General features: G+C 72.6%; 16 protein-coding genes. 7 read left to right on the forward strand and 9 right to left on the reverse strand.

The genetic code is table 11. The annotated features are described in order from the left end of the window. Positions 1 to 47 precede the first annotated feature (47 nt). From KKR01S_RS02100 to KKR01S_RS02115, 4 genes are all read right to left on the reverse strand, one after another. The gene (locus KKR01S_RS02100; protein WP_131797936.1) at positions 48 to 2,189 is read right to left on the reverse strand and encodes a S8 family serine peptidase; all 2,142 of its coding nucleotides are present in this window, start codon (positions 2,187 to 2,189) and stop codon (positions 48 to 50) included. Positions 2,190 to 2,324: 135 nt separating this feature from the next. Beyond that, positions 2,325 to 2,762, reverse strand: coding sequence for a hypothetical protein (locus KKR01S_RS02105; RefSeq protein WP_058730558.1), 438 nt, complete (start codon positions 2,760 to 2,762; stop codon positions 2,325 to 2,327). Positions 2,763 to 2,816: 54 nt separating this feature from the next. After that, positions 2,817 to 3,935, reverse strand: a complete 1,119-nt coding sequence (locus tag KKR01S_RS02110; protein WP_081101467.1) for an MIP/aquaporin family protein — start codon at positions 3,933 to 3,935, stop codon at positions 2,817 to 2,819. A gap of 151 nt (positions 3,936 to 4,086) precedes the next feature. Continuing rightward, positions 4,087 to 5,289 carry a TDT family transporter gene (locus KKR01S_RS02115; RefSeq protein WP_061225178.1) on the reverse strand — a complete coding sequence of 401 codons (1,203 nt, stop codon included), beginning with the start codon at positions 5,287 to 5,289 and terminating at the stop codon, positions 4,087 to 4,089. A gap of 93 nt (positions 5,290 to 5,382) precedes the next feature. Between KKR01S_RS02115 and KKR01S_RS02120 the strand changes: the two genes are divergently transcribed. Beyond that, complete coding sequence (locus tag KKR01S_RS02120; RefSeq protein ID WP_061225179.1) at positions 5,383 to 6,387, forward strand: LysR family transcriptional regulator; 1,005 nt, start codon at positions 5,383 to 5,385, stop codon at positions 6,385 to 6,387. Here the strand turns inward: KKR01S_RS02120 and KKR01S_RS02125 are convergent. Next, positions 6,351 to 7,658, reverse strand: coding sequence for a M20/M25/M40 family metallo-hydrolase (locus KKR01S_RS02125; protein ID WP_081046376.1), 1,308 nt, complete (start codon positions 7,656 to 7,658; stop codon positions 6,351 to 6,353). The two genes, KKR01S_RS02120 and KKR01S_RS02125, sit on opposite strands and share 37 nt — an antisense overlap. Before the next feature lie 407 nt (positions 7,659 to 8,065). On the opposite strand from KKR01S_RS02125, the gene KKR01S_RS02130 reads away from it, so the two are divergent. The 3 genes from KKR01S_RS02130 (at position 8,066) to KKR01S_RS02140 (ending at position 11,022) form a co-directional block, all read left to right on the forward strand. Next, a complete protein-coding gene (locus KKR01S_RS02130; RefSeq protein WP_058730561.1) occupies positions 8,066 to 8,614 on the forward strand; it encodes a gluconokinase in 549 nt (182 codons plus the stop codon). A 125-nt stretch (positions 8,615 to 8,739) separates the two neighbouring features. Next, entirely contained in the window at positions 8,740 to 10,140 is a 1,401-nt protein-coding gene (locus tag KKR01S_RS02135; RefSeq protein ID WP_058730562.1) for a GntP family permease, read from the forward strand. A 111-nt stretch (positions 10,141 to 10,251) separates the two neighbouring features. Further along, positions 10,252 to 11,022 (forward strand): metal-dependent transcriptional regulator, encoded by a 771-nt coding sequence (locus tag KKR01S_RS02140; RefSeq protein ID WP_061225180.1) that lies wholly within the window; start codon positions 10,252 to 10,254, stop codon positions 11,020 to 11,022. Between the two features lie 153 nt (positions 11,023 to 11,175). Here KKR01S_RS02140 and KKR01S_RS02145 read toward each other — a convergent pair whose 3' ends face one another. The 4 genes from KKR01S_RS02145 to KKR01S_RS02160 all read right to left on the reverse strand — a co-directional run bounded on the left by KKR01S_RS02145 (position 11,176) and on the right by KKR01S_RS02160 (position 15,440). After that, positions 11,176 to 12,036, reverse strand: coding sequence for a metal ABC transporter permease (locus tag KKR01S_RS02145; RefSeq protein ID WP_408015184.1), 861 nt, complete (start codon positions 12,034 to 12,036; stop codon positions 11,176 to 11,178). Then, positions 12,024 to 12,935, reverse strand: a complete 912-nt coding sequence (locus tag KKR01S_RS02150; RefSeq protein ID WP_081101469.1) for a metal ABC transporter ATP-binding protein — start codon at positions 12,933 to 12,935, stop codon at positions 12,024 to 12,026. The genes KKR01S_RS02145 and KKR01S_RS02150 overlap by 13 nt, the downstream gene beginning before the upstream one ends. Next, complete coding sequence (locus KKR01S_RS02155) at positions 12,935 to 13,588, reverse strand: metal ABC transporter solute-binding protein, Zn/Mn family (protein WP_061225181.1); 654 nt, start codon at positions 13,586 to 13,588, stop codon at positions 12,935 to 12,937. Before KKR01S_RS02155 ends, KKR01S_RS02150 begins: the two co-directional genes overlap by 1 nt. A gap of 247 nt (positions 13,589 to 13,835) precedes the next feature. Continuing rightward, positions 13,836 to 15,440, reverse strand: a complete 1,605-nt coding sequence (locus KKR01S_RS02160; protein WP_061225182.1) for an FAD-dependent oxidoreductase — start codon at positions 15,438 to 15,440, stop codon at positions 13,836 to 13,838. Between the two features lie 208 nt (positions 15,441 to 15,648). On the opposite strand from KKR01S_RS02160, the gene KKR01S_RS02165 reads away from it, so the two are divergent. The 3 genes from KKR01S_RS02165 (at position 15,649) to KKR01S_RS02175 (ending at position 18,356) form a co-directional block, all read left to right on the forward strand. After that, a complete protein-coding gene (locus tag KKR01S_RS02165; RefSeq protein WP_061225183.1) occupies positions 15,649 to 16,197 on the forward strand; it encodes a YceI family protein in 549 nt (182 codons plus the stop codon). Between the two features lie 136 nt (positions 16,198 to 16,333). Then, positions 16,334 to 17,329, forward strand: a complete 996-nt coding sequence (locus KKR01S_RS02170) for a hypothetical protein (protein ID WP_061225184.1) — start codon at positions 16,334 to 16,336, stop codon at positions 17,327 to 17,329. A 220-nt stretch (positions 17,330 to 17,549) separates the two neighbouring features. Further along, the gene (locus KKR01S_RS02175; protein ID WP_058731756.1) at positions 17,550 to 18,356 is read left to right on the forward strand and encodes a hypothetical protein; all 807 of its coding nucleotides are present in this window, start codon (positions 17,550 to 17,552) and stop codon (positions 18,354 to 18,356) included. The last annotated feature ends 6 nt before the right edge of the window (positions 18,357 to 18,362 follow it).

Raw genomic sequence — 18,362 nt, forward strand, 5'->3', positions numbered from 1 at the left:
CCGCAACCGCTCCCATATGAGGCACCGGGCAACGGCCTGGGGCCGGATCAGCTTCTGACGGCTCGGGTGTTGTGAGTGGTCAGGTCGTACTCCAGGGACCAGCCCTTGGAGAAGTCCTGCCGCATGGTGTTGCCGCTGCGGTATTCGTCGCTCACGGGCCAGCCGTACTTCCCGGTCTCACGGCCGCCGGCGGCCCAGGAGGCCCCGATGGCGCCGTACTGCTTGATGGCGTGCGCCCCGCGCTGCGGGGTCCACATGACCAGGGTGGACTTCCACTGGCCGTCGAGGGATCGGTAGAACTGGTAGGCCCCGGTATCTCCGATCCGCTTCTCCTGTGAGACGGGCATTCCCAGGCCGCTCTGGGCGCCGTGGGAGGTCCAGTACTTCCCGATGTTGTAACGGCGCTCCACCGTGAAGGTCCCCGTGCCGGACTTCCAGAAGGCGATGGGCTTCTTCCCGTCATCGAACCACTTGTCGAAGGACTGGTACCGCGCTCCGGCACCGGCGCTTGCTTCCTCGGAGTCGGGATACCCCCACCCGTTCTCCCATCCCGCCGCGGCGAAGGCATTGGGGATGGCGCTGCCCCATCTGAGGCTGTGCGCTCCGGTGCGCTGCGTCCAGTAGATGCCATACCCGTTGGCGTAGTTCTGGGTGCGGCCCCCGTTGGTGACGCTGAGCTCGTTCATGGTCGGAGCCCCGAAGCGGGCGGCTCCTCCGTTCGCGTCGTAGAAGCGCTTGATGTTGCCCTCAAGGCGATACTGCGGGGTGACGGCGGCGACGGCCGCCCGGGCATCCACCGTGCGGTACCCGGCGTTGTAGGTGCCCGTGGAGTACAGGATGCTGCGGATCTGCTCGACGCTCAGGCTCGGATTGCGCTCCTTCATCAGGGCGATCACCCCGGTGATGTGGGGCGCGGCCATCGAGGTCCCGTTCATGTAGCGGTAGGAGGCGGCGCCGGGCTGAGACCACCCGTTGTTCCAGGTGGAGAAGACCTGTCCTGCTCCCACGGCCCCGCCGGGAGCCATGATGTCCAGCATGGAACCCCAGTTCGAGTAGCCGGTGATGATGTCGTTCGTGGTCGTCGCGCCGACGACGATCGCGCCGAGGCAGTTGGACGGGGTGGCGTAGTCGGCGTTGGTCCCGGTGTTGCCGGCCGCGACGACCACGGGCACATTGCGCGCGTGGGCGGAGTCGATTGCGTTCTTCATGATCTGCGGGCAGGTGCCTGAGGGCCAGGAGATGGAGGCGTTGATGACGCCCGACGGGTTGGGGTTCCGGGGCACCCCGGGGACGGTGCCTCCGGAGAGCCAGACGATGGAGTCGGCGATGTCCGACTGGTAGCCGCTGGCCCCGGTCCCGAGAGAACGTGCCATGGAGATCCTGGCGTCGGGGGCGACCCCGGCGATCCCCAGGCCGTTGTTGGTCTTGGCCGCAGCGATGCCGGCGACGTGGGTGCCGTGCCAGTTCTCGCTGCTGTTGAGGACACCGGGATCGGTGGGGTCCCCATCCCGCCCGCCGGTGCCGTCCCGGTCGTAGTCTCCGCTGACGAAGTCGTAGCCGGTGCCCGTCTTGCCGCTGAATTCCGGGTGGGAGGTGATGCCGGTGTCCGTGATCCCGATGGTCACGTTCTTCCCTGTCGCCAGCTTCCAGGCCGCGGGGACATCGATATCCCGGAGGTTCCACTGGGAGGAGAAGTAGGAGTCCGACGGGTTGTCCTGCCAGGCGGCGGTGGCGCGGTGCACGATGGTGTCCGGTTCGGCGGAGACGACGGCGGGATCAGCCTGCAGGTCTCGCACCACGCTCTTCTGCTCGGTGGGGGTCAGCTTCTCCGCCGAGGCGACGACGGTCTGTCCGGTGGCGGTCTCCTTGATCTCCTTGGCGTCCCGCAGCGGCTGGGATTCGGCGTCGGTCTCGGCGATGACGCGCTGCTTCGTCGCATCATCCACCCCATCGGCGAAGTCCACGAGGATCCGGTCCGTATCCGGTTCAGTGCTGGCCTGCTCGGCTTTGCCCGTACCTTCGGCGGTGCGGGCCAGTGTGGGCCCCGACGTGTCGGACTGGGCGGTCTGCGCCGAGGGGATCGGCCCGCTCGGCGGGGCCGCATCGGCTGCTGGCGCGCCCGCACCGAGCAGCAGGGCGGCGCTGATGGTCAGGGCGAGCCAGGGACGTGATGGGGTGCAAGATCTCAAGGTGCGGTTCCTCGGCGGGGTGATCGACGATTCTGTGGGAGTGGTTTCGGTGTTTGGGAGCGTTCTCGAGGCTCCCAAACGCCGAAACCCCTCCCCAACGCGGCGGGAGCGGCCGCGGGGAAGGGGAGGGGCCAGTCAGCTGACGCGGAAGGGGTCCAGGTAGGACGGAGCGGCCTCGCGCGGGGATCCCGACGAGCGGCGGGACTCGGCGTCCGGCCCCGGCTCTGCGGCAGAAGGGCCCGACCCGCGATCGGCGTCACCGGCCGGCGTCGTCGGTGCGGCGGGGGCGGGCAGGTCGAAGGGGGAGCCGGTCTGATCCGCGGGGCGCCGGGTGCGGCCGGTGGCCTGCGGCGGCAGGAAGCCGACCGGGATCTGCAGGTACTCCTCGTCGTCGTGGAAGGGGAGGTAGGTGTCCGGGCCGGTCTGGATGACCCGCGGGGTGATCTTCTGGATGCACGCGACCGAGCCGCCCGCCAGGATCCAGTCACCCACCTGCAGCTGCTCGCCGCGCACCGACTGGGCCCCGGCCTCGCGCAGGGCATGGCGGAGGTCCTGGACAGGAGTGGGATTCATGCGCCCATCCTTTCACACCCGCCCGACGTCGAACACCGGATTCGGCCCCGCCGCTCAGTCCAGCGGACCCCGCCCGTCGGGCCGGTGCGGATCCCCGGAGCGGACCCCGCGCGTGCCCCCGGCCGGACCCGGGCGCAGACCCTCCCGGTCGGTAACCGCCCGACGACGATCGGCCGGATCCGAGCCCTCCTCGGGGGAGGCGTCCCCGGCGTCGTCCCCGGCCTGCTGGACCACCACCCGCGGGATCGCCCCGGTGGGGATGTAGGTGGCCGCCCCAGCGGCCGCCGTGGCCACGGTCGTCTCGCCCTCCGGGACCACCTCGGCCGAGGCGGAGCGGGGCATGTGGGTGTTGGCCCACATCCCGAACAGCAGCACGGCCACCGCACACGCCATCGAGATCCACAGCCACGGGGTGAACTGGCCGCGGTAGTACAGGGAGAAGAACGCCCCGCCCATGAACCCGCCGGACAGGCAGGCGAACACGGGCACCCAGGCGTAGTACCAGCGGGAGGAGCCCTTCCCGTGGATGGGCAGGATCGCGTGCATGATCCGCGGGCCGAGATCGCGCGCCGGGTTCAGCGCGTACCCGGTCTGCCCGCCCAGCCCGACGACCAGCACCGCGACCATGAACCCGTAGGCCAGGGGCTTGAGGACGTCGTTGAGGTTCAGGGTCAGCGCGGAGCCCCCCAGGCCCGGGGTGAAGTTCACGCCGGTGTACAGCGCGGAGAAGACCAGCATGAAGGTGCCGATCATCTCCGAGAGGGAGTTGGTGAAGTAGTTGTGGATCGCCGGGACGGTGGCGAACACGCCGAGCTTGATCTTGGGGTCCGCGGTCGCCTTCCAGTGCGGCAGGTAGTTCAGGAAGACGAAGCCGGCCCCGACCATGGCCCCGCCGAGCTGGGCGAGCATGTACCCGGGGACGCGGGCCCACGGGAACTCGCCGTAGGCGGCCAGGCCCAGGGTCACGGCGGGGTTCAGGTGCCCGCCGGAGTAGTGGTGGGAGGCGTACACGCCGAAGGCGACGGCGAAGCCCCAGCCGAAGGCGATGGTGAAGAAGTTGTCTCCGTGCCCCTTGGAGCGGCGCAGCTCCACGGTGGCGATGGCGCCGCAGCCGATGATGCACATGATCATCGTGCCGAGGAACTCGGCGGCGTAGGGATTGATCTCGTACATCGCGGACCTCCGCAACCCCCACGTGTGGGGTCATGTGGCTTCGAGTGGGAATGATTGCCTATATCCAATCACCGCCGCCCAGGCCGCTCAACACGGCGCGCGATTGTGACCCGGGATCTCCCCTCCGGGGACTCCCGTCCGAGCCCCCGGCTCAGCCCGCGGCCGGCGCCGTGCGAACCCGCCGCAGCAGCGCGATGACGGCGGCGCAGGAGACGATCAGCCAGTGCGCGGCCAGCAGTAGGGTCAGCGCGATGGACACCGCATCCCAGCCCATCAGGTGCGACCCCAGAGCGCAGGTGCCCACCGGGAAGGTGGTGGCGAACCAGCCGGGCACGAACCCCGCCCCGTGGGCCCACGCCGAGTAGGTGCGGATCATGGCCCACACCAGCAGCGGCGCGCCGATCGCCAGCATGACGATGCCGTAGGCGTGTGCGATCTGGTGCAGCGCCTGCACGGCGTCCGGGTGCAGGAAGTTCCGGGTCGCGGTGACCAGCGCCTGCGCGGCCGCGGTGGACTGGCCGATCACCCCCAGCGGGATGAAGGTCGTGGCCGCGGCGTCGTGCCCCAGGGGGTCGCGCAGCCAGCGGTGGTGGTAGGCGATGCCGAAGATCGAGATGCCCAGGGAGAGGGCCGCGAAGAAGCATCCGGCGCAGATCACGTTGACGAGCATCCGGGTCAGCTCGTTCGGGGTGTGGCTCATCAGGGCGGCGCCGGTGGTCGCGGAGACCATGGGCGGCACGATGGGCAGACCCCAGGTGAAGTGCGGGCGCCCGCAGTCCTTCGCGGTGAGCATCAGGGTGAAGGCCACCCAGGAGAACAGTCCGATCACGGTGCCGAGGATCCACATCACCCAGTCGACCGTCCACGCCGCGCGGGTGAGGCCAGGGGCCAGCGCGGGCACGACGGCGGAGGTCGCCGAGCCCACGGAGAGGATGCCCATCGAGACCATGCCCCAGGCGGGCAGCTGCCCCGGATCCGCGACGGACCGGCGCAGCACCTCCGGATCCCTGAGGCAGCGGGCGGCGAATCCGATGCTCAGCCACAGCAGGATCACCCACCCGATCACCAGGATCGGCACCGACGGGATGAGCCCCGCATGGGTGAAGGAGAGGTTGGCGAGGATGCCGGTGCCCATGACGGCGCCGTACCAGCCGGGCCCGGCGGGCGGGACCAGGGCGGGAGCCCGACGGGGCTCGCGCCGCCCGCTCGGGGCGGCCTCCGGGTGATCCTCGGGGTAGGAGCGGGCTCCGCCGGAGCCGGGGGGCAGGGGCCGGGATGCGTCGTCGGAGGAGGGGGCTTCCTGCGGCGTCGGAGCGGGGCGCGCCGTCGTGGGTGCGGCGGCTGAGGTCTTCATGCTCCCCACGCTAGGGAGGCCCCGGCGGGTCCGGTAGAGAGCAGCTGCCTGTCCCCCCACAACCTGGGTTTGTGGCCGGGGTAGGGTGGGGCCATGCGCGTCGAGAAGCTCCCGGATCTGCCCACCTGGCTCCTGCTCGACGCCGTGGACCGCCTGGGCAGCGTGGGGGCGGCGGCGCGTCGGGCCGGCTTCAGCCAGCAGGCGGCCTCCGCCAGGGTCCGCGCGGCCGAGCGGGTCCTCGGCGTTGCGCTCTTCGCGCGCTCTCCGCGCGGGACCCGCACCACGGAGCAGGGTCGGGCCGTGCTCGATGCCGCCGCTCCCTACCTGGACGCGGCCCGGTCCCTCGCCGAGGCGGTGGGGGCTGTGGGTGCGGGGGCGGCCGCTCGGCTGCGGGTGGCCGTGAGCAACACCGTGGCGGAGCACTACCTGCCCTCGTGGCTGCAGACGGTGCTGGGCGGACACCCCGGGGCGCGCGTGGACGTGCACGCGGTCAACTCCCGGGAGGTGCTGCGCCAGGTGCGCGAGGGACTGGCGGAGCTGGGCTTCGTGGAGAGCCCGGCGACCCTGGACGCCGTCGATCCGGCGGGCCCGGATCCGGACCGGGGTCTGCTGTTCCGCACGGTGGCCCGGGACGCGGTGGTCCTGGCGGCCCCCGCGGGACACCCCTGGGCCCGCGCCGGACAGGTCTCCCGGGCGGAGCTGGCCCGCACCGGAGTGCTGGTGCGGGAGGAGGGCTCCGGCACCCGGGTGGCCGTGGAGCGGGCCCTGCCCGAGCTCGCCGAGCCTGCCGGAGAGCTGGGCTCGCTGTCCGCGCTGATCTCCACGTCCAGGGCCACGGGGATCCCGGCCTTCGTGCCGCGCCGGGCCGTGGCCGCGCCGCTGCGGGAGATCCGCGTGCCCGGGGTGGCCGTGGTCCGCCCGATCCGCGCGGTGGTCCGCCCGGGCGCGGTGCACCCGCTGGCGGCGGCGCTGGTGCGCGCCGCCGTCGAGGACGGCACCGGGGACGGAGCCGCGGGGGAGGGCGTCGCGGACGGCACCCCGGGGGAAGCCTCCCCCCGGGTTCAGCCCCGGGCTCGCTCCAGGACCGCCAGCAGGTAGCGCTGGCAGGCCTCGATCTGCTCCAGGGCCACCCACTCGTTCGCGGTGTGCGCCTGGGCGATGGATCCCGGTCCGCACACGATCGCGGGGATCCCGGCCTCGTAGTACTGACCGGCCTCCGTGCCGTAGGAGACGTACGGGACCTCCCCGCCGCCGTCGAGCACCGCGCCCAGCTCCTGAGCCAGACGCACCACGGGGGCCTCCGGGGACTCGCTCAGCGCGGGCACGCTGGCCAGCACCTCGTGCTCGGTGCCCACCCGGGCCAGGGCCTGCTCATCGGCCCCGCCCAGCTCCCGCACCCGGCGGACCTCCTCGGCCAGGGCCGGTTCGATCTCCTCGTCCAGGAAGGTCTGGATCCGGGCGCGCAGCTCCTCCGGGTCCGTGGCGGGCACGATGCGCAGGTCGTACTCCAGCGTCACCTCCTCGGCGACGATGTTGTGGGCTGCGCCGCCGCGGATCACGTTGACCCCGCCGGTGGTCCAGGGGATGTTGAAGCCCTCGGCCTGGGGGCCGTCGGTGCGCTCGCGCTCCACGAGGTCGTCGAAGAACGCGATGAACCGGGCGGCGGCGGAGACCGCGTTGATGCCGTACGGGGCCAGGGAGGAGTGCTTGGGCACCCCGTGGAAGGTCACCTTCCCGCGGAAGGGCGCCTTGTGGGCGACGACGATGTTCATCAGCGTCGGCTCCCCGACCAGGGCGAAGTCCGGGCGGATGCCGCGCTCGGCCAGGTCCGCGATCAGCCGCGGGGCCCCGAGGCAGCCGGGCTCCTCGTCGTAGGTGAAGGCGAAGTGCAGCGGCTCGGCCAGCTCGGCCTCGGCCGCCTGACCGAGCAGCCACAGCATCACCCCGACGTAGCTCTTCATGTCCGCGGCACCCCGGGCGTACAGCCGCCCGTCGCGGATCACCGGCTCGAAGGGATCGGTGTCCCACGGCTGACCCTGCACCGGCACGACGTCGGTGTGCCCGGACAGCAGCACGCCCCCGGAGGTGGCGCCGTCCGCGGCGGACACGGTGATGAGCAGGTTGGCGCGGTTGTGCTCGTCGGCCCAGGTCAGGTGCGCGGTGAGCCCGAGGCGCTCGGCTTCGGCGCGGATGAGTTCCAGCAGGGCCTCGTCGGACTCGTAGGAGACGGTGGGGATGCGCAGCAGGCGCTCGATCCAGGGCCAGGCGGCCGGCAGTCCGGTCTTCTCGGTGCCGGCGGTCTCGGGGGCGGAGTTCTCAGGAGTGGGGTTCTCGGGGGTGGGTGTGGTGGCGGAGGTGTCCTGGGTCATGCGCCCACTCTAAGGTCCCGCACCGCCGGGCGCCCAGGATCGGACCGCTCGGGCGAGACGCGGGGTCATCCGACGGGAACGGGCTGCCGCGTCCTTCCGCGTTCCTCTTGGGGGGGTGGAACGGTCCCGGGGAGCGGCACGATGCTCGACGCCGTCGACATTGGGGGGACACGACGGCGGAGCGCACGCGTCCTGGGGGAAGGACACGGCAACCCTGTGTATGAAGACTACCTCATATACACAGGTCAACCGCGGATGTGACACACAGATGTCGCGGTGTTGAGCGGAGATCGGGGGGATCGCCCCGGAATCCCCGGTGGGCACCGCCGCCGCAGCGGACCCCCCAACCGGCGCACCGGCGAGACGGGGTGCGCGCCCGGCCCGCGAGAGCGAGACAATCGAAGGCGATGAACACCACCATAGAACAGCCCCTGCACATCGTCGTGATGGGCGTGTCCGGCACCGGGAAGACCTCCGTGGCCCAGCAGCTGGCCGAGCGCCTGGGGGTCGGCTTCGTCGAAGGCGACGACCTGCACCCCGAGGCCAACCGGGCCAAGATGGCCGCCGGCCACCCGCTGACCGACGAGGACCGCTGGCCCTGGCTGGCCCGGATCGTGGAGCGGATGCAGGAATCCGCCGCCACCGGCCGCGGCCTGGTCATCACCTGCTCCGCGCTGAAGCGCGCCTACCGGGACATCCTCGCGGACAACGGCGCAGTGACGGTCTTCGCGCACCTGCAGGGCCCGCACGACGTCGTGGCCCAGCGCCTGGCCGAGCGCTCCGGGCACTTCTTCCCCACCTCCCTGCTGGACTCGCAGTTCCAGACCCTGCAGCCGCTGCAGGAGGATGAGCCCGGGTTCACCGTGGACATCCGGGGGACCGTGGAGCAGGAGGTCCAGGACATCCTGGACACCCTCCCCGATTTCCTGCTGCGCCTGGCCGAGCGCCGCGCCTAGCCCGCACCCCGGGGTGCCGCGCCGCGCCCTCCCCTGAAGCTGCCGACGTCGATCCCTCGGGCCCGACGCCGGGACCGCGCGCCAAGCGCACCCTCCCCATCCCCTCTCACCGAAGCAGGTACCCCATGGAGATCGAAGGCTGGAGCCAGACGCTCACCGCCGGCCCCCTCCTGGCCATCGCCGCGGGCGCCATCGTGGTGCTCCTCGTGCTGATCGTCAGATTCAAGATGCACGCCTTCCCGGCCCTGATCCTGGTCAGCCTGCTGACCGCCGTCGCCACGGGGATCCCGCTGGGGCAGGTCGTGAAGGTCATGACCAACGGCTTCGGCACCACCCTGGGCAGCGTGGCCCTGCTGGTGGGCCTGGGTGCGATGCTCGGGGCCCTGCTGGAGGTCTCCGGCGGCGCCCAGGTGCTGGCGCACAAGATGATCAGCGTATTCGGGGAGGACCGGGCGCCCCTGGCCCTGGGCGTGGCCTCCCTGCTGTTCGGCTTCCCCATCTTCTTCGACGCCGGCCTGGTGGTCATGCTGCCGGTGGTCTTCTCCGTGGCCCGCTGGGTGGGCGGATCGATGCTGTTCTACGGCCTGCCCGCTGTCGGCGCGTTCTCGGTGATGCACGTGTTCGTGCCGCCGCACCCGGGCCCGGTCACCGCGGCCACCCTGTTCAGCGCGAACGTGGGCACGGTGCTGCTGGTGGGTCTGGTCGTCGCGATCCCCACCTGGTACCTGGCCGTGTACCTGTTCTCCAAGGTCATCGGGCGGCGGATCGACCTGCCGGTGCCCAGCGTCTTCGGGGACCAGGAGGTCCACGACCCCCAGAATCCGCCGAAGTGGCAGACCGTGGTGGCGCTGCTGCTGCTGCCGATGCTGCTGATCTTCCTCAACACCGGACTGACCACCCTGGCCAAGTCCGGGGTGATCGATGAGGCCACGAGCGGCACCGAGTGGTTCCAGGGCCTGGTGCTGCTGGGGGAGACGCCGGTGGCGCTGCTGATCACGCTGATCGTCGCAGCCTTCGTGCTGGGGCGGCGCCTGGGCACCGAGCACGGCGGGGTGCAGTCCATCATGGAGGGCGCCCTGCCCCCGGTGTGCTCGGTCATCCTCATCACCGGGGCCGGCGGGATGTTCGGCGGGGTGCTGCGCACCTCCGGGATCGGCGCCTCCCTGACCGAGGTGCTGGGCGGGTGGGGCATCCCGCTGATCTTCGCCGGGTTCCTCATCTCCGCGATCCTGCGGGTGGCCCAGGGTTCGGCCACCGTGGCCCTGACCACCACGGCCGGGCTGATCTCCGACGGCGTGGCCTCCGCCGGGTACAACGACGTGCAGCTGGCGACCCTGGTGGTCGCGGTGGCCGCCGGGTCCGTGGTGCTCTCCCACTTCAACGACTCCGGGTTCTGGCTGGTGGGCCGGTTCTTCCAGATGGACGTGAAGACCACCTTCAAGACGTGGACGGTGCTGGAGACGCTGATCGGCGTCATCGGCTTCGCGGTGGCCGCGGTGATCTTCTACGCCGGGGCGCTGCTGTAGCCCCTTCCCCGGCGCACAACGGGAGATGCGTGACATTCCTGGGCATGACACGTCCCGGAATGCAGCGCATCTCCCGTTCTGCGATGGGGCCGGTCTGGGAGGATGGAGCCCATGGGTGACGAGCAGGTGGACGGTCTCAGCGAGGCCGCGCAGAACTCCCTGAAGACCATCTGGTCCCTGGGTGAGTGGAGCGAGGAGCCGGTGACCGCCGCGGCCCTGGCCGAGGCCCTCGGGTTGCGCCGCTCCACCGTCTCCGACGGGCTCAAGAGGCTGCGCGGGCAGGGCCTGGTGGAGCACGCCCCCTACGGGACGGTGCGCCTGACCGAGACCGGGCGGGCCACCGCGCTGGTGATGGTGCGCCGGCACCGGCTCATCGAGACCTTCCTGGTGCGCACCCTGGGCTACCGCTGGGACCAGGTCCACGACGAGGCCGAGGCGCTGGAGCACGCCGTCTCGGACTTCATGGTGGAGCGGATGGCGGCCGTGCTGGGCCACCCGGAGCGGGACCCGCACGGGGACCCCATCCCCGCCGCCGACGGCACCGTCACCCGCCCCGACGCCCGGCCCCTGCCCGAGCTGCTGGCCGATCCCTCGGCGCGGCGTCGCCGGGAGGCCGCGGACGGGCTGAGCGTGACCGTCGCGCGCATCTCCGACGCCGACCCGGCCGTGCTGCGGGACCTGGCCGCAGCGGGCATCGGGGTGGGCACCCGGATGCGCGTGCCGAGCGCACCGGAGACGGGCGGCGTCGATGATGCCGACGCCGCGGGCCGGCACGCGGATGACCGCCCGGGCGCCGTCGCCGTCCGGTTGGCGGCCGACGCCGGGCGGCACCGCACGCTCGCGCGGGAGGCCGCGGCCGCCCTCTACGTCTCGCTGAGCTGATCCGACACGCGCCCGACGCCCCAGCGCCGGTGTCTCACCCCCGCCGGGGGCGGTTCGGGAGTCTTCCGGTGTTCCGGGAGCACGCGGAGCGCTCCCGAACCCCCGCGAGGCTCCAGAAACGGGTCGTGCCGCCGGTGCCCACCCCGGCAGCGGTCACTGCGCCGACGCCGGGCGGGAGTGCCGCAGGGTGCGCACCCGGGTGAGCGCGTAGACCACCGCGAACCAGATGCCCTGGCACAGCACCACGCACCCGCCGGAGGAGGCGTCCAGGGCCACCGAGAGGTACAGGCCGGTCACCGTGCACACCAGGGAGGAGGCCACGGCGATCCCCAGCATCCGGGGGAAGCGGCGGGTCCGCAGCTGCGCGGTGGCCCCGGGGATCACCAGCATCGCCACCACCAGCACCACCCCGACGGTCTGCATCGCCACCACGCAGGTCAGCGCCAGGCAGCCCAGCAGGATCCCGGCCAGCACCCGCGGATTCAGCCCCACCACCCGGGCGTGCCGGGGGTCGAAGGCCCACAGGGTGAGGTCCCGGCGGCGGATCAGCAGCACCGTCAGACACGCCGCCGCCAGCACCAGCACCTGCACCAGGTCCGTGCGGGAGACCCCCAGCAGGTTCCCGAAGACGATGTGGTGCAGGTCCACCTGCGAGGGCGTCACGGAGACCAGCACCAGCCCCAGGGCGAACAGCGTGGTGAACACGATGCCGATGCTCGCGTCCTCCTTGACCCGGCTGGTCCGCCGCAGCCCGCCGATCAGCCACACCGCCAGCAGCCCGAACACGGTGGCCCCGAGCGCGAAGGGCAGCCCGAGGATGTAGGACAGCACCACCCCGGGCAGCACCGCGTGGGAGACGGCGTCCCCCAGCAGGGACCACCCGGTGAGCACCAGCCAGCAGGAGAGCACCGCGCACACCACGGCGGCGGCCAGGGCGGCCGCGAAGGCCCGGCGCAGGAAGGGGTAGGTCAGCGGGTCGGCGAGCAGCTGGCCGACGGCGTTCAGCGCGTCCACGGGGCGGCCTCGTCGTCGGGGGAGCCGAAGGCCAGGGCGAGGTGCTCCGGGCGCAGCACCTCGGCGGTGGGCCCGGTGAGCAGGATGCGCCGGCGCAGCAGCACCGCGTCATCGGCCACGGCCTCCAGGCCCTCGATGCTGTGCACGGAGAACAGCACGGCGGCACCGGCGTCGGCTGCTTCGCGCAGGATCCGCCCGATCGCGACGGCGGAGACCCGATCCACCCCCGCCAGCGGCTCGTCCAGCAGCAGCAGGGGAGCCCCCTGGGCCAGGGCGCGGGCGAGGAAGGCGCGGCGCCGCTGCCCGCCGGAGAGCTGCCCGATCTGCCGGTGCGCCAGCGCCGTCAGCCCCACCCGCGCCAGGGCCTCGGCCGCGGCCTGCCGATCCTGCGGGCGGGGTCGGCGGGTGAGCCCCTGGAAGCCGACCCGCCCCTGCATGGTCAGATCCGCCACGCTCAGCGGAAAGTCCCAGTCCACGCCCTCGCTCTGCGGCATGTAGGCCAGCAGGCTGTGGCGCCGGGCGGTCTCGGCCGGCATCCCGCGGATGCGCACGACGCCGCGTCGGGCCGGAGCGAAGCCGGCGACGGCGTCCATCAGGGTGGATTTGCCGGAGCCGTTGACCCCGAGCAGGGCGGTCACGGTGCCGGGCCGCAGGGTGAGGCTGGCGTCCTGCACCGCGAGCACGGTTGCGCGGGTGACGGTCAGGTCCCGGATCTCCAGGGCCGGGGGCTGATCCCGCGGCGCGGCGTCGGGGTTCCGGTCGGCGGTGAGCTCGGCGGTGAGCCCGGCGTCGGGAAGCTCGGCGCCGGGGCCGTGGTCGGCGGGCGGCCGGGGTGTCGCCGCGTGGGCCGCCTCGATGCGACGGGTGCGGCGGGAGGCGCGGGCGTGCGGGAAGGGCATCAGGAGCCCTCCCCGCCCTGATCGCCGCTCAGCCCGGCGGTGATGGTGCGGGCGTCGTGGCGCAGCAGGTCCAGGAAGGTGGGCACGGGGCCGCCCTCCTCGGAGAGGGAGTCCACGTAGAGGGTGCCGCCGTAGCGGGTGCCGGTGGCGTCCACCACCTGGCGCATGGTGGCGTCGGAGACGGTGGATTCGCAGAACACGGCCGGGACGCCGCGCTGCTTCACCGTGTCGATGGCGGAGCGGATCTGCTGGGCGGTGCCCTGGTCATCGGAGTTCACCGGCCACAGGTAGTGCTCGGTCAGGCCGGTGTCCCGGGCGAGGTAGCTGAAGGCGCCTTCGCAGGTGAGCAGGACCCGGTGATCCGCGGGCAGGGCGGCCACGGCGTCCTGCACCTCGGTGTGCACCTGCTCCAGCTGCTCCTGGTATCTCCGGGCGTTCTCCCGGAACTCCTCGGCGTGCTCGGGGCTCAGCTCGGCCAGGGCCTCGGCGATGGTGTCGGTGTACCGCTGGGCGGCGCGCGGGCTCATCCAGGCGTGCGGGTTGGGCTTGCCCTCGGAGGCTCCGGCGGCGCAGCCGGTGAGCAGCAGGAGGGCGACGCCGAGCAGGGCGGGCAGCCGCAGGACATGGCGGCGGGGGCGGCGGGCAGCGCGCATGGCGGGCGCCTTTCTGGGACGACGATGTCGGGGGCGCCGGGCGGGGTGGGCTCAGTGGGTTCTGCTGGATCGGATCCACACCACCGCGCCCGGCCCCCTCACCATAAGTTCGAGGAGTCGAACTCTGCAAGAATCATTCTCATCAGAAACCACCCCTCCCCAGGCAAAACTGGAGATGCCGCCTAAAACGGGACGTGTGGCGTCCCGTTTCAGGCGGTATCTCCAGTTTTGCGGAGGGGGGAGGGGGTCAGTGCGGGAGACTCGCCGCGGCCTCTCCCGCGATGCGTCCCGAGTTGAAGGCGAACAGCAGGGTCAGCCCGTCGATCTGCGGGTAGCGTCCGCCCCAGAACCCCGAGGCCTCGTTGCCCACCGCATACAGTCCCGGCACCGGCTGCCCGGCGGCGTCCAGCACCCGGGCGGACTCGTCGATGCGCACCCCGCCCAGGGTCCCGCGCACGGTGCTCACCACCTGCACCGCGTACAGCGGACCCTCCTGGACCGGGTGGCGCAGGATCGCTGCCGGGGTGCCGAACTGCTCGTCCCGGCCGGCCTGCACCGCGGCGTTGTAGCGCTCCAGGGTCTCGGCGAATCGCTCCGGGTGGAAGCCGGCCGCCCCGGCCAGATCATCCGCAGCCGCACCCAGGACGGCGGCCCCCTGCTCCACGGCCTCCTCGAGGGCCTCCACCAGCTGCGGCTGGGCCGGGGTGCCCTCGGTGCCCGGGGGCAGCGGCGCCCCGTGGTCCTCGGCCGGGGCCAGCTCCAGGCCCTGCTCGGTCAGGCGCTGCACGGTCGCGGAGTCCAGGATCATCCAGAACCGGCCCCCGCGCTCCAGGCCGGCCCGGCCCCGGTCCCCGAAGCGGTAGGTCGAGGCCTCGTCCGCGAAGCGCCGGCCGTCGTCGTCCACCCACAGCAGCGGCAGGTTCGCCAGCACCGCCAGCGCCTTGGAGGAATAGCGCCCGGGCACGCTGAAGGCCGGGGCATCCAGGGCCGCCGGCTCCGCGCCCGCACCGCCCAGGGCCTGGACCACGCTGCGGCCCGTGCCCACGGACTTGCGCTCCCCGGTGAAGCGCAGCCGGGAGGTCTCCAGCTCCGGGGCGGCCCGCCCCACGAGCTCCTGGTTCCCGACGAACCCGCCGGTGGCCACCACCACGGCCGGGGCGGCGACGTCGATGGTCTCCGGGACGCCGTCAGCCCGCAGCTGCTCGCGGCGCTCCGGGGACAGCGGCTTGCCCGCCTCGGTCCGCTCGGCGCGCACCCCCAGGATGCGCCCCTGCTCGTCGGTGACGGCCTCGGTCGCGGCGGACTCGGGGATCACCAGCCCGCCGGCCTCCTCGATGGCCTTGAGCAGCTTCTTGAAGCCACCGAACTTGGAGGCGTAGCGGTGGTAGGTGCGGGCCCGCCGGTGCCGAGCCAGCAGCCCGGAGTCCTCGCCCGGATCCGCGGGATCGTGCGGGGCCTCGGCCAGGGTGGCCTTCAGCCCGTGGGCGCTCAGCCAGTCCGCGGTCTCCCCCGAACGGGCGACGACGGCGCGCACCAGGGCCTCGTCGGCCCGGCCTTCCGTGTGCTCGAGGATCGCCTGCACGGCCTCCTCGGCGGAGAAGGTCTCCCCGGCCTCGCGCTGGGCGGAGGAGCCGTAGGCGGCGTAGCCGGTGCCGCCGAACATCGCAGCACCCCCGGGCTTGTTGCCCTTCTCCAGGACCACCACCCGCGCCCCGGCCTCGGCGGCGGCCAGCGCGGCGGCGATGCCGGCACCACCCCCGCCGAGGACGACGACGTCGGCCTCGTGCCTCTCGGCGCGCTCGCGGAAGGGGAAGGGGTTCTGGTCTGCGGGGGTGCTGTGCGCGGGGGTCACGGATCCTCCGTGGGCTCGGGGACGGCGGTGGATCCAGCCTAACCGGGGGCGGACCGGGCCAGCGGGGCCGGGGTGTGCGGATGTCATGCGGAGCCATCGGAGGTCATCCGGTCGGCGCGGCGGACACGGTTGGGAATACCCTTGCGCCGTAAACAGTTGATGCGTAAAGTAATCGACGAACGCACGATCGACATCGAAGGAGCACATCATGACCGCATTCGAAGGACTCACCGCCGGCACCTGGACCCTGGACCCCGCACACTCCGAGGTGGCCTTCACCGTCCGCCACGCCGGGATCTCCAAGGTCCGCGGCATCTTCGAGCAGACCGAGGCCGAGCTGCACGCCGGGGAGACCGCGCAGGACTCCTCCGTGCGCGCCACCGTGCAGATCGCCTCCATCAACACCAAGAACGAGGGCCGCGACGGGCACGTCAAGGGTCCCGAGTTCTTCGACGCCGAGAACCACCCGCAGTTGGTCTTCGAGTCCACCGAGATCACCGCCGACGGCGAGGACCTGACCCTGGTCGGCAACCTCACCATCAAGGGCGAGACCCGCCCCGTGACCTTCACCGGCGAGTTCGGCGGCGTGGCCGTGGATCCCTTCGGGACCACCCGCGCGGGCTTCTCCGCCTCCACCACGATCTCCCGCAAGGACTTCGGGATCACCTGGAACGCCGCCCTGGAGGCCGGCGGGGTCATGGTCTCGGACAAGGTGAAGATCGAGATCGACGCGGAGTTCACCGCCCCGCAGAACTGATCGACGCCGTCGCCCCGGCCGTTTCGGGAGCCGCATCCGCGTCGGCCGGGCGCGGCACGCCCGACGGCGGCGCGGGTTATCCACAGCCGCCCCGCCGGCGGGTGCGCTCGACCCGATGAGCGGGGAGGGTGTCCTCATGGACCCCTCTCGCATCGTCACCGCCGAGGACATCCGCACCGCCGCCCAGGCGCGAGCCCTCGGGACCCCCGCCTCCGCGCTGCGCGCCGCCGTGGCCGCCGGGCGGCTGACGCGCCTGTGGCCCGCCTGCTACATCCCCACGCAGCTGTGGGAGGAGCTCATCCCGCAGCAGAGGGCCCTCGCGATCCACTACGCCTTCCACGCCAAGACCGGCGCCCGCATCATCTACTCCCACACCTCGGCGGCGCTGGCGTACGGCATCTCCCTGCTGCGCGTGCCCCAAGAGCTGCACCTGGCCGGGGACCCCAAGCCCGGATACCGGCATCGGAGCCTGCGCACCCACCGGCTTCCCGACGTCGCGAGGCACCGGGTGCGCACCGACCTGGATCTGCCGGCCACCTCCCTGGAGCAGACGGCCCTGGCCTGCGCCCGCACCCTGCCGATGCTCGACGCCCTGGTGGTACTGGATCACCTGGCTGCGCGCCGCGTCGACCTGGCGCGGCTGGCGCATCTGCTGCGCACGAGTCCCGGCACCCACGGCAACCAGCAGGCTCTGCTCGCGGTGAGCGCGGCGGATGCGCGGGCCGGTTCCCCGGCGGAGACCCTGACGCGCTGGCGCCTCCGGGAGGCGGGCTTGCCGGAGCCCGAGCTGCAGATCGAGGTGCGCACCTCCCAGGGGCGCAGCTTCCTGGATCTGGGATGGCCGCAGCTGAGGGTGGCCGTGGAGGTGGACGGGCGGATCAAGTACACAGACTACGGTCCCACCCAGGAGGTGCTGATCGCCGAGAGGGAGCGGGAGAAGCGCATCCAGAACGTCGGGTGGCTGATCCGGCGCACGGGCTGGCACGAGCAGTCCCGCGGGCCGCGGGACTTCCTCGTGGAGCTGGCGCACTGCCTGCTGGCCCAGCAGCTGCGCCTGGGGCTGCCACCCCTGGACCTGGACCGGGTCCGACGCCGGGTGGCCCGGATGCAGCCGATCTTCCCACCGCGCTGAACCACGCCGCGCACCCATCCGCCCGCATCGTCGCCCACGCCCGACACCGCTCCCCGCATGCCGCCCCGCCGCACCCCCTGTTTCGGGAGCCGCGGGGTGTTTCGGGAGCGCTGGGAGTGCTCCCTAAACACCGGAGGGCTCCCAAGTCGCCTCCCCGCGTCGAAGGGTGCGGCGGTCGGGACGGTGCGGGACATAGGGGCGGGTGCGGTAGGGTGCCGGCGTGAGCACGCTGAAGGACTGGACGGCACGGCATCGGGAGTGGACGGATGAGTTCGTCCTGACCCTGCGCGATTCCCGGGTGGCGCCCCAGCGCATCGCCGCGGAGCTGTCGACGGCGCGGGATCGGGCCGCCGGAGGGGACCCGGCCCGGGTGCTGGGCCCGGCCGCCGGCTACGCCTGGAACCTGGGGATCTCCCCGGGTCAGCGCCGACGCGCCGAGCTGCTGCGCGGCCTGCTGCCCGTGGTGCTGCAGGCCATGGTCCTGTTCGTCGGGGTCTACGCCGTGCGCGGGTGGATCCTCGGCGCCCCGCTGCGGCTGAACCTCGCCGTCCTGATCTGCTGGGGCCTGCTCGGCCTCGTCCTGCTGGGGCTGATCGCGCTGCCCCTGCGCGCGGCCGCGGCCCGACGTCGAGAGGCCGCCTCGCAGCGCCCCGAGCGGTCCCATCTTGAGCAGTCACACCCCGACCAGGCGGACCCGGCGGTCCGGGACCGGCGGGAGACCGCCCCGCAGACCCCGCCCGATCCGCGGGCGCAGACCCTCGCGCGGCGCACCCTGGGTCTGGGCATCATCGGGGTGGTGTGCGGCATCGGCGCGGTGCTGCTGGCCAAGCTGCCCCTGCCCGTGCTGGTACTGCTGGATCCGCGACCGGTCGCCGTGGTGTGCGCCGGTGTCACGGTGCTCGTCGCCGTCGGGGCGAGCCTGCTGGGATGGCGCCGCCGATACCCGGTGGCGCAGATCCTCGTGGCCTGGCTGGTGCCGCTGTACCTGGCCGCCGACGCCGGGATCACCCGCTTCATCGGCGCCTGAGCCGGG

The sequence above is a fragment of the Rothia kristinae NBRC 15354 genome, from assembly GCF_001570865.1.
GTDB classification, from domain to species: Bacteria; Actinomycetota; Actinomycetes; order Actinomycetales; family Micrococcaceae; genus Rothia; species Rothia kristinae.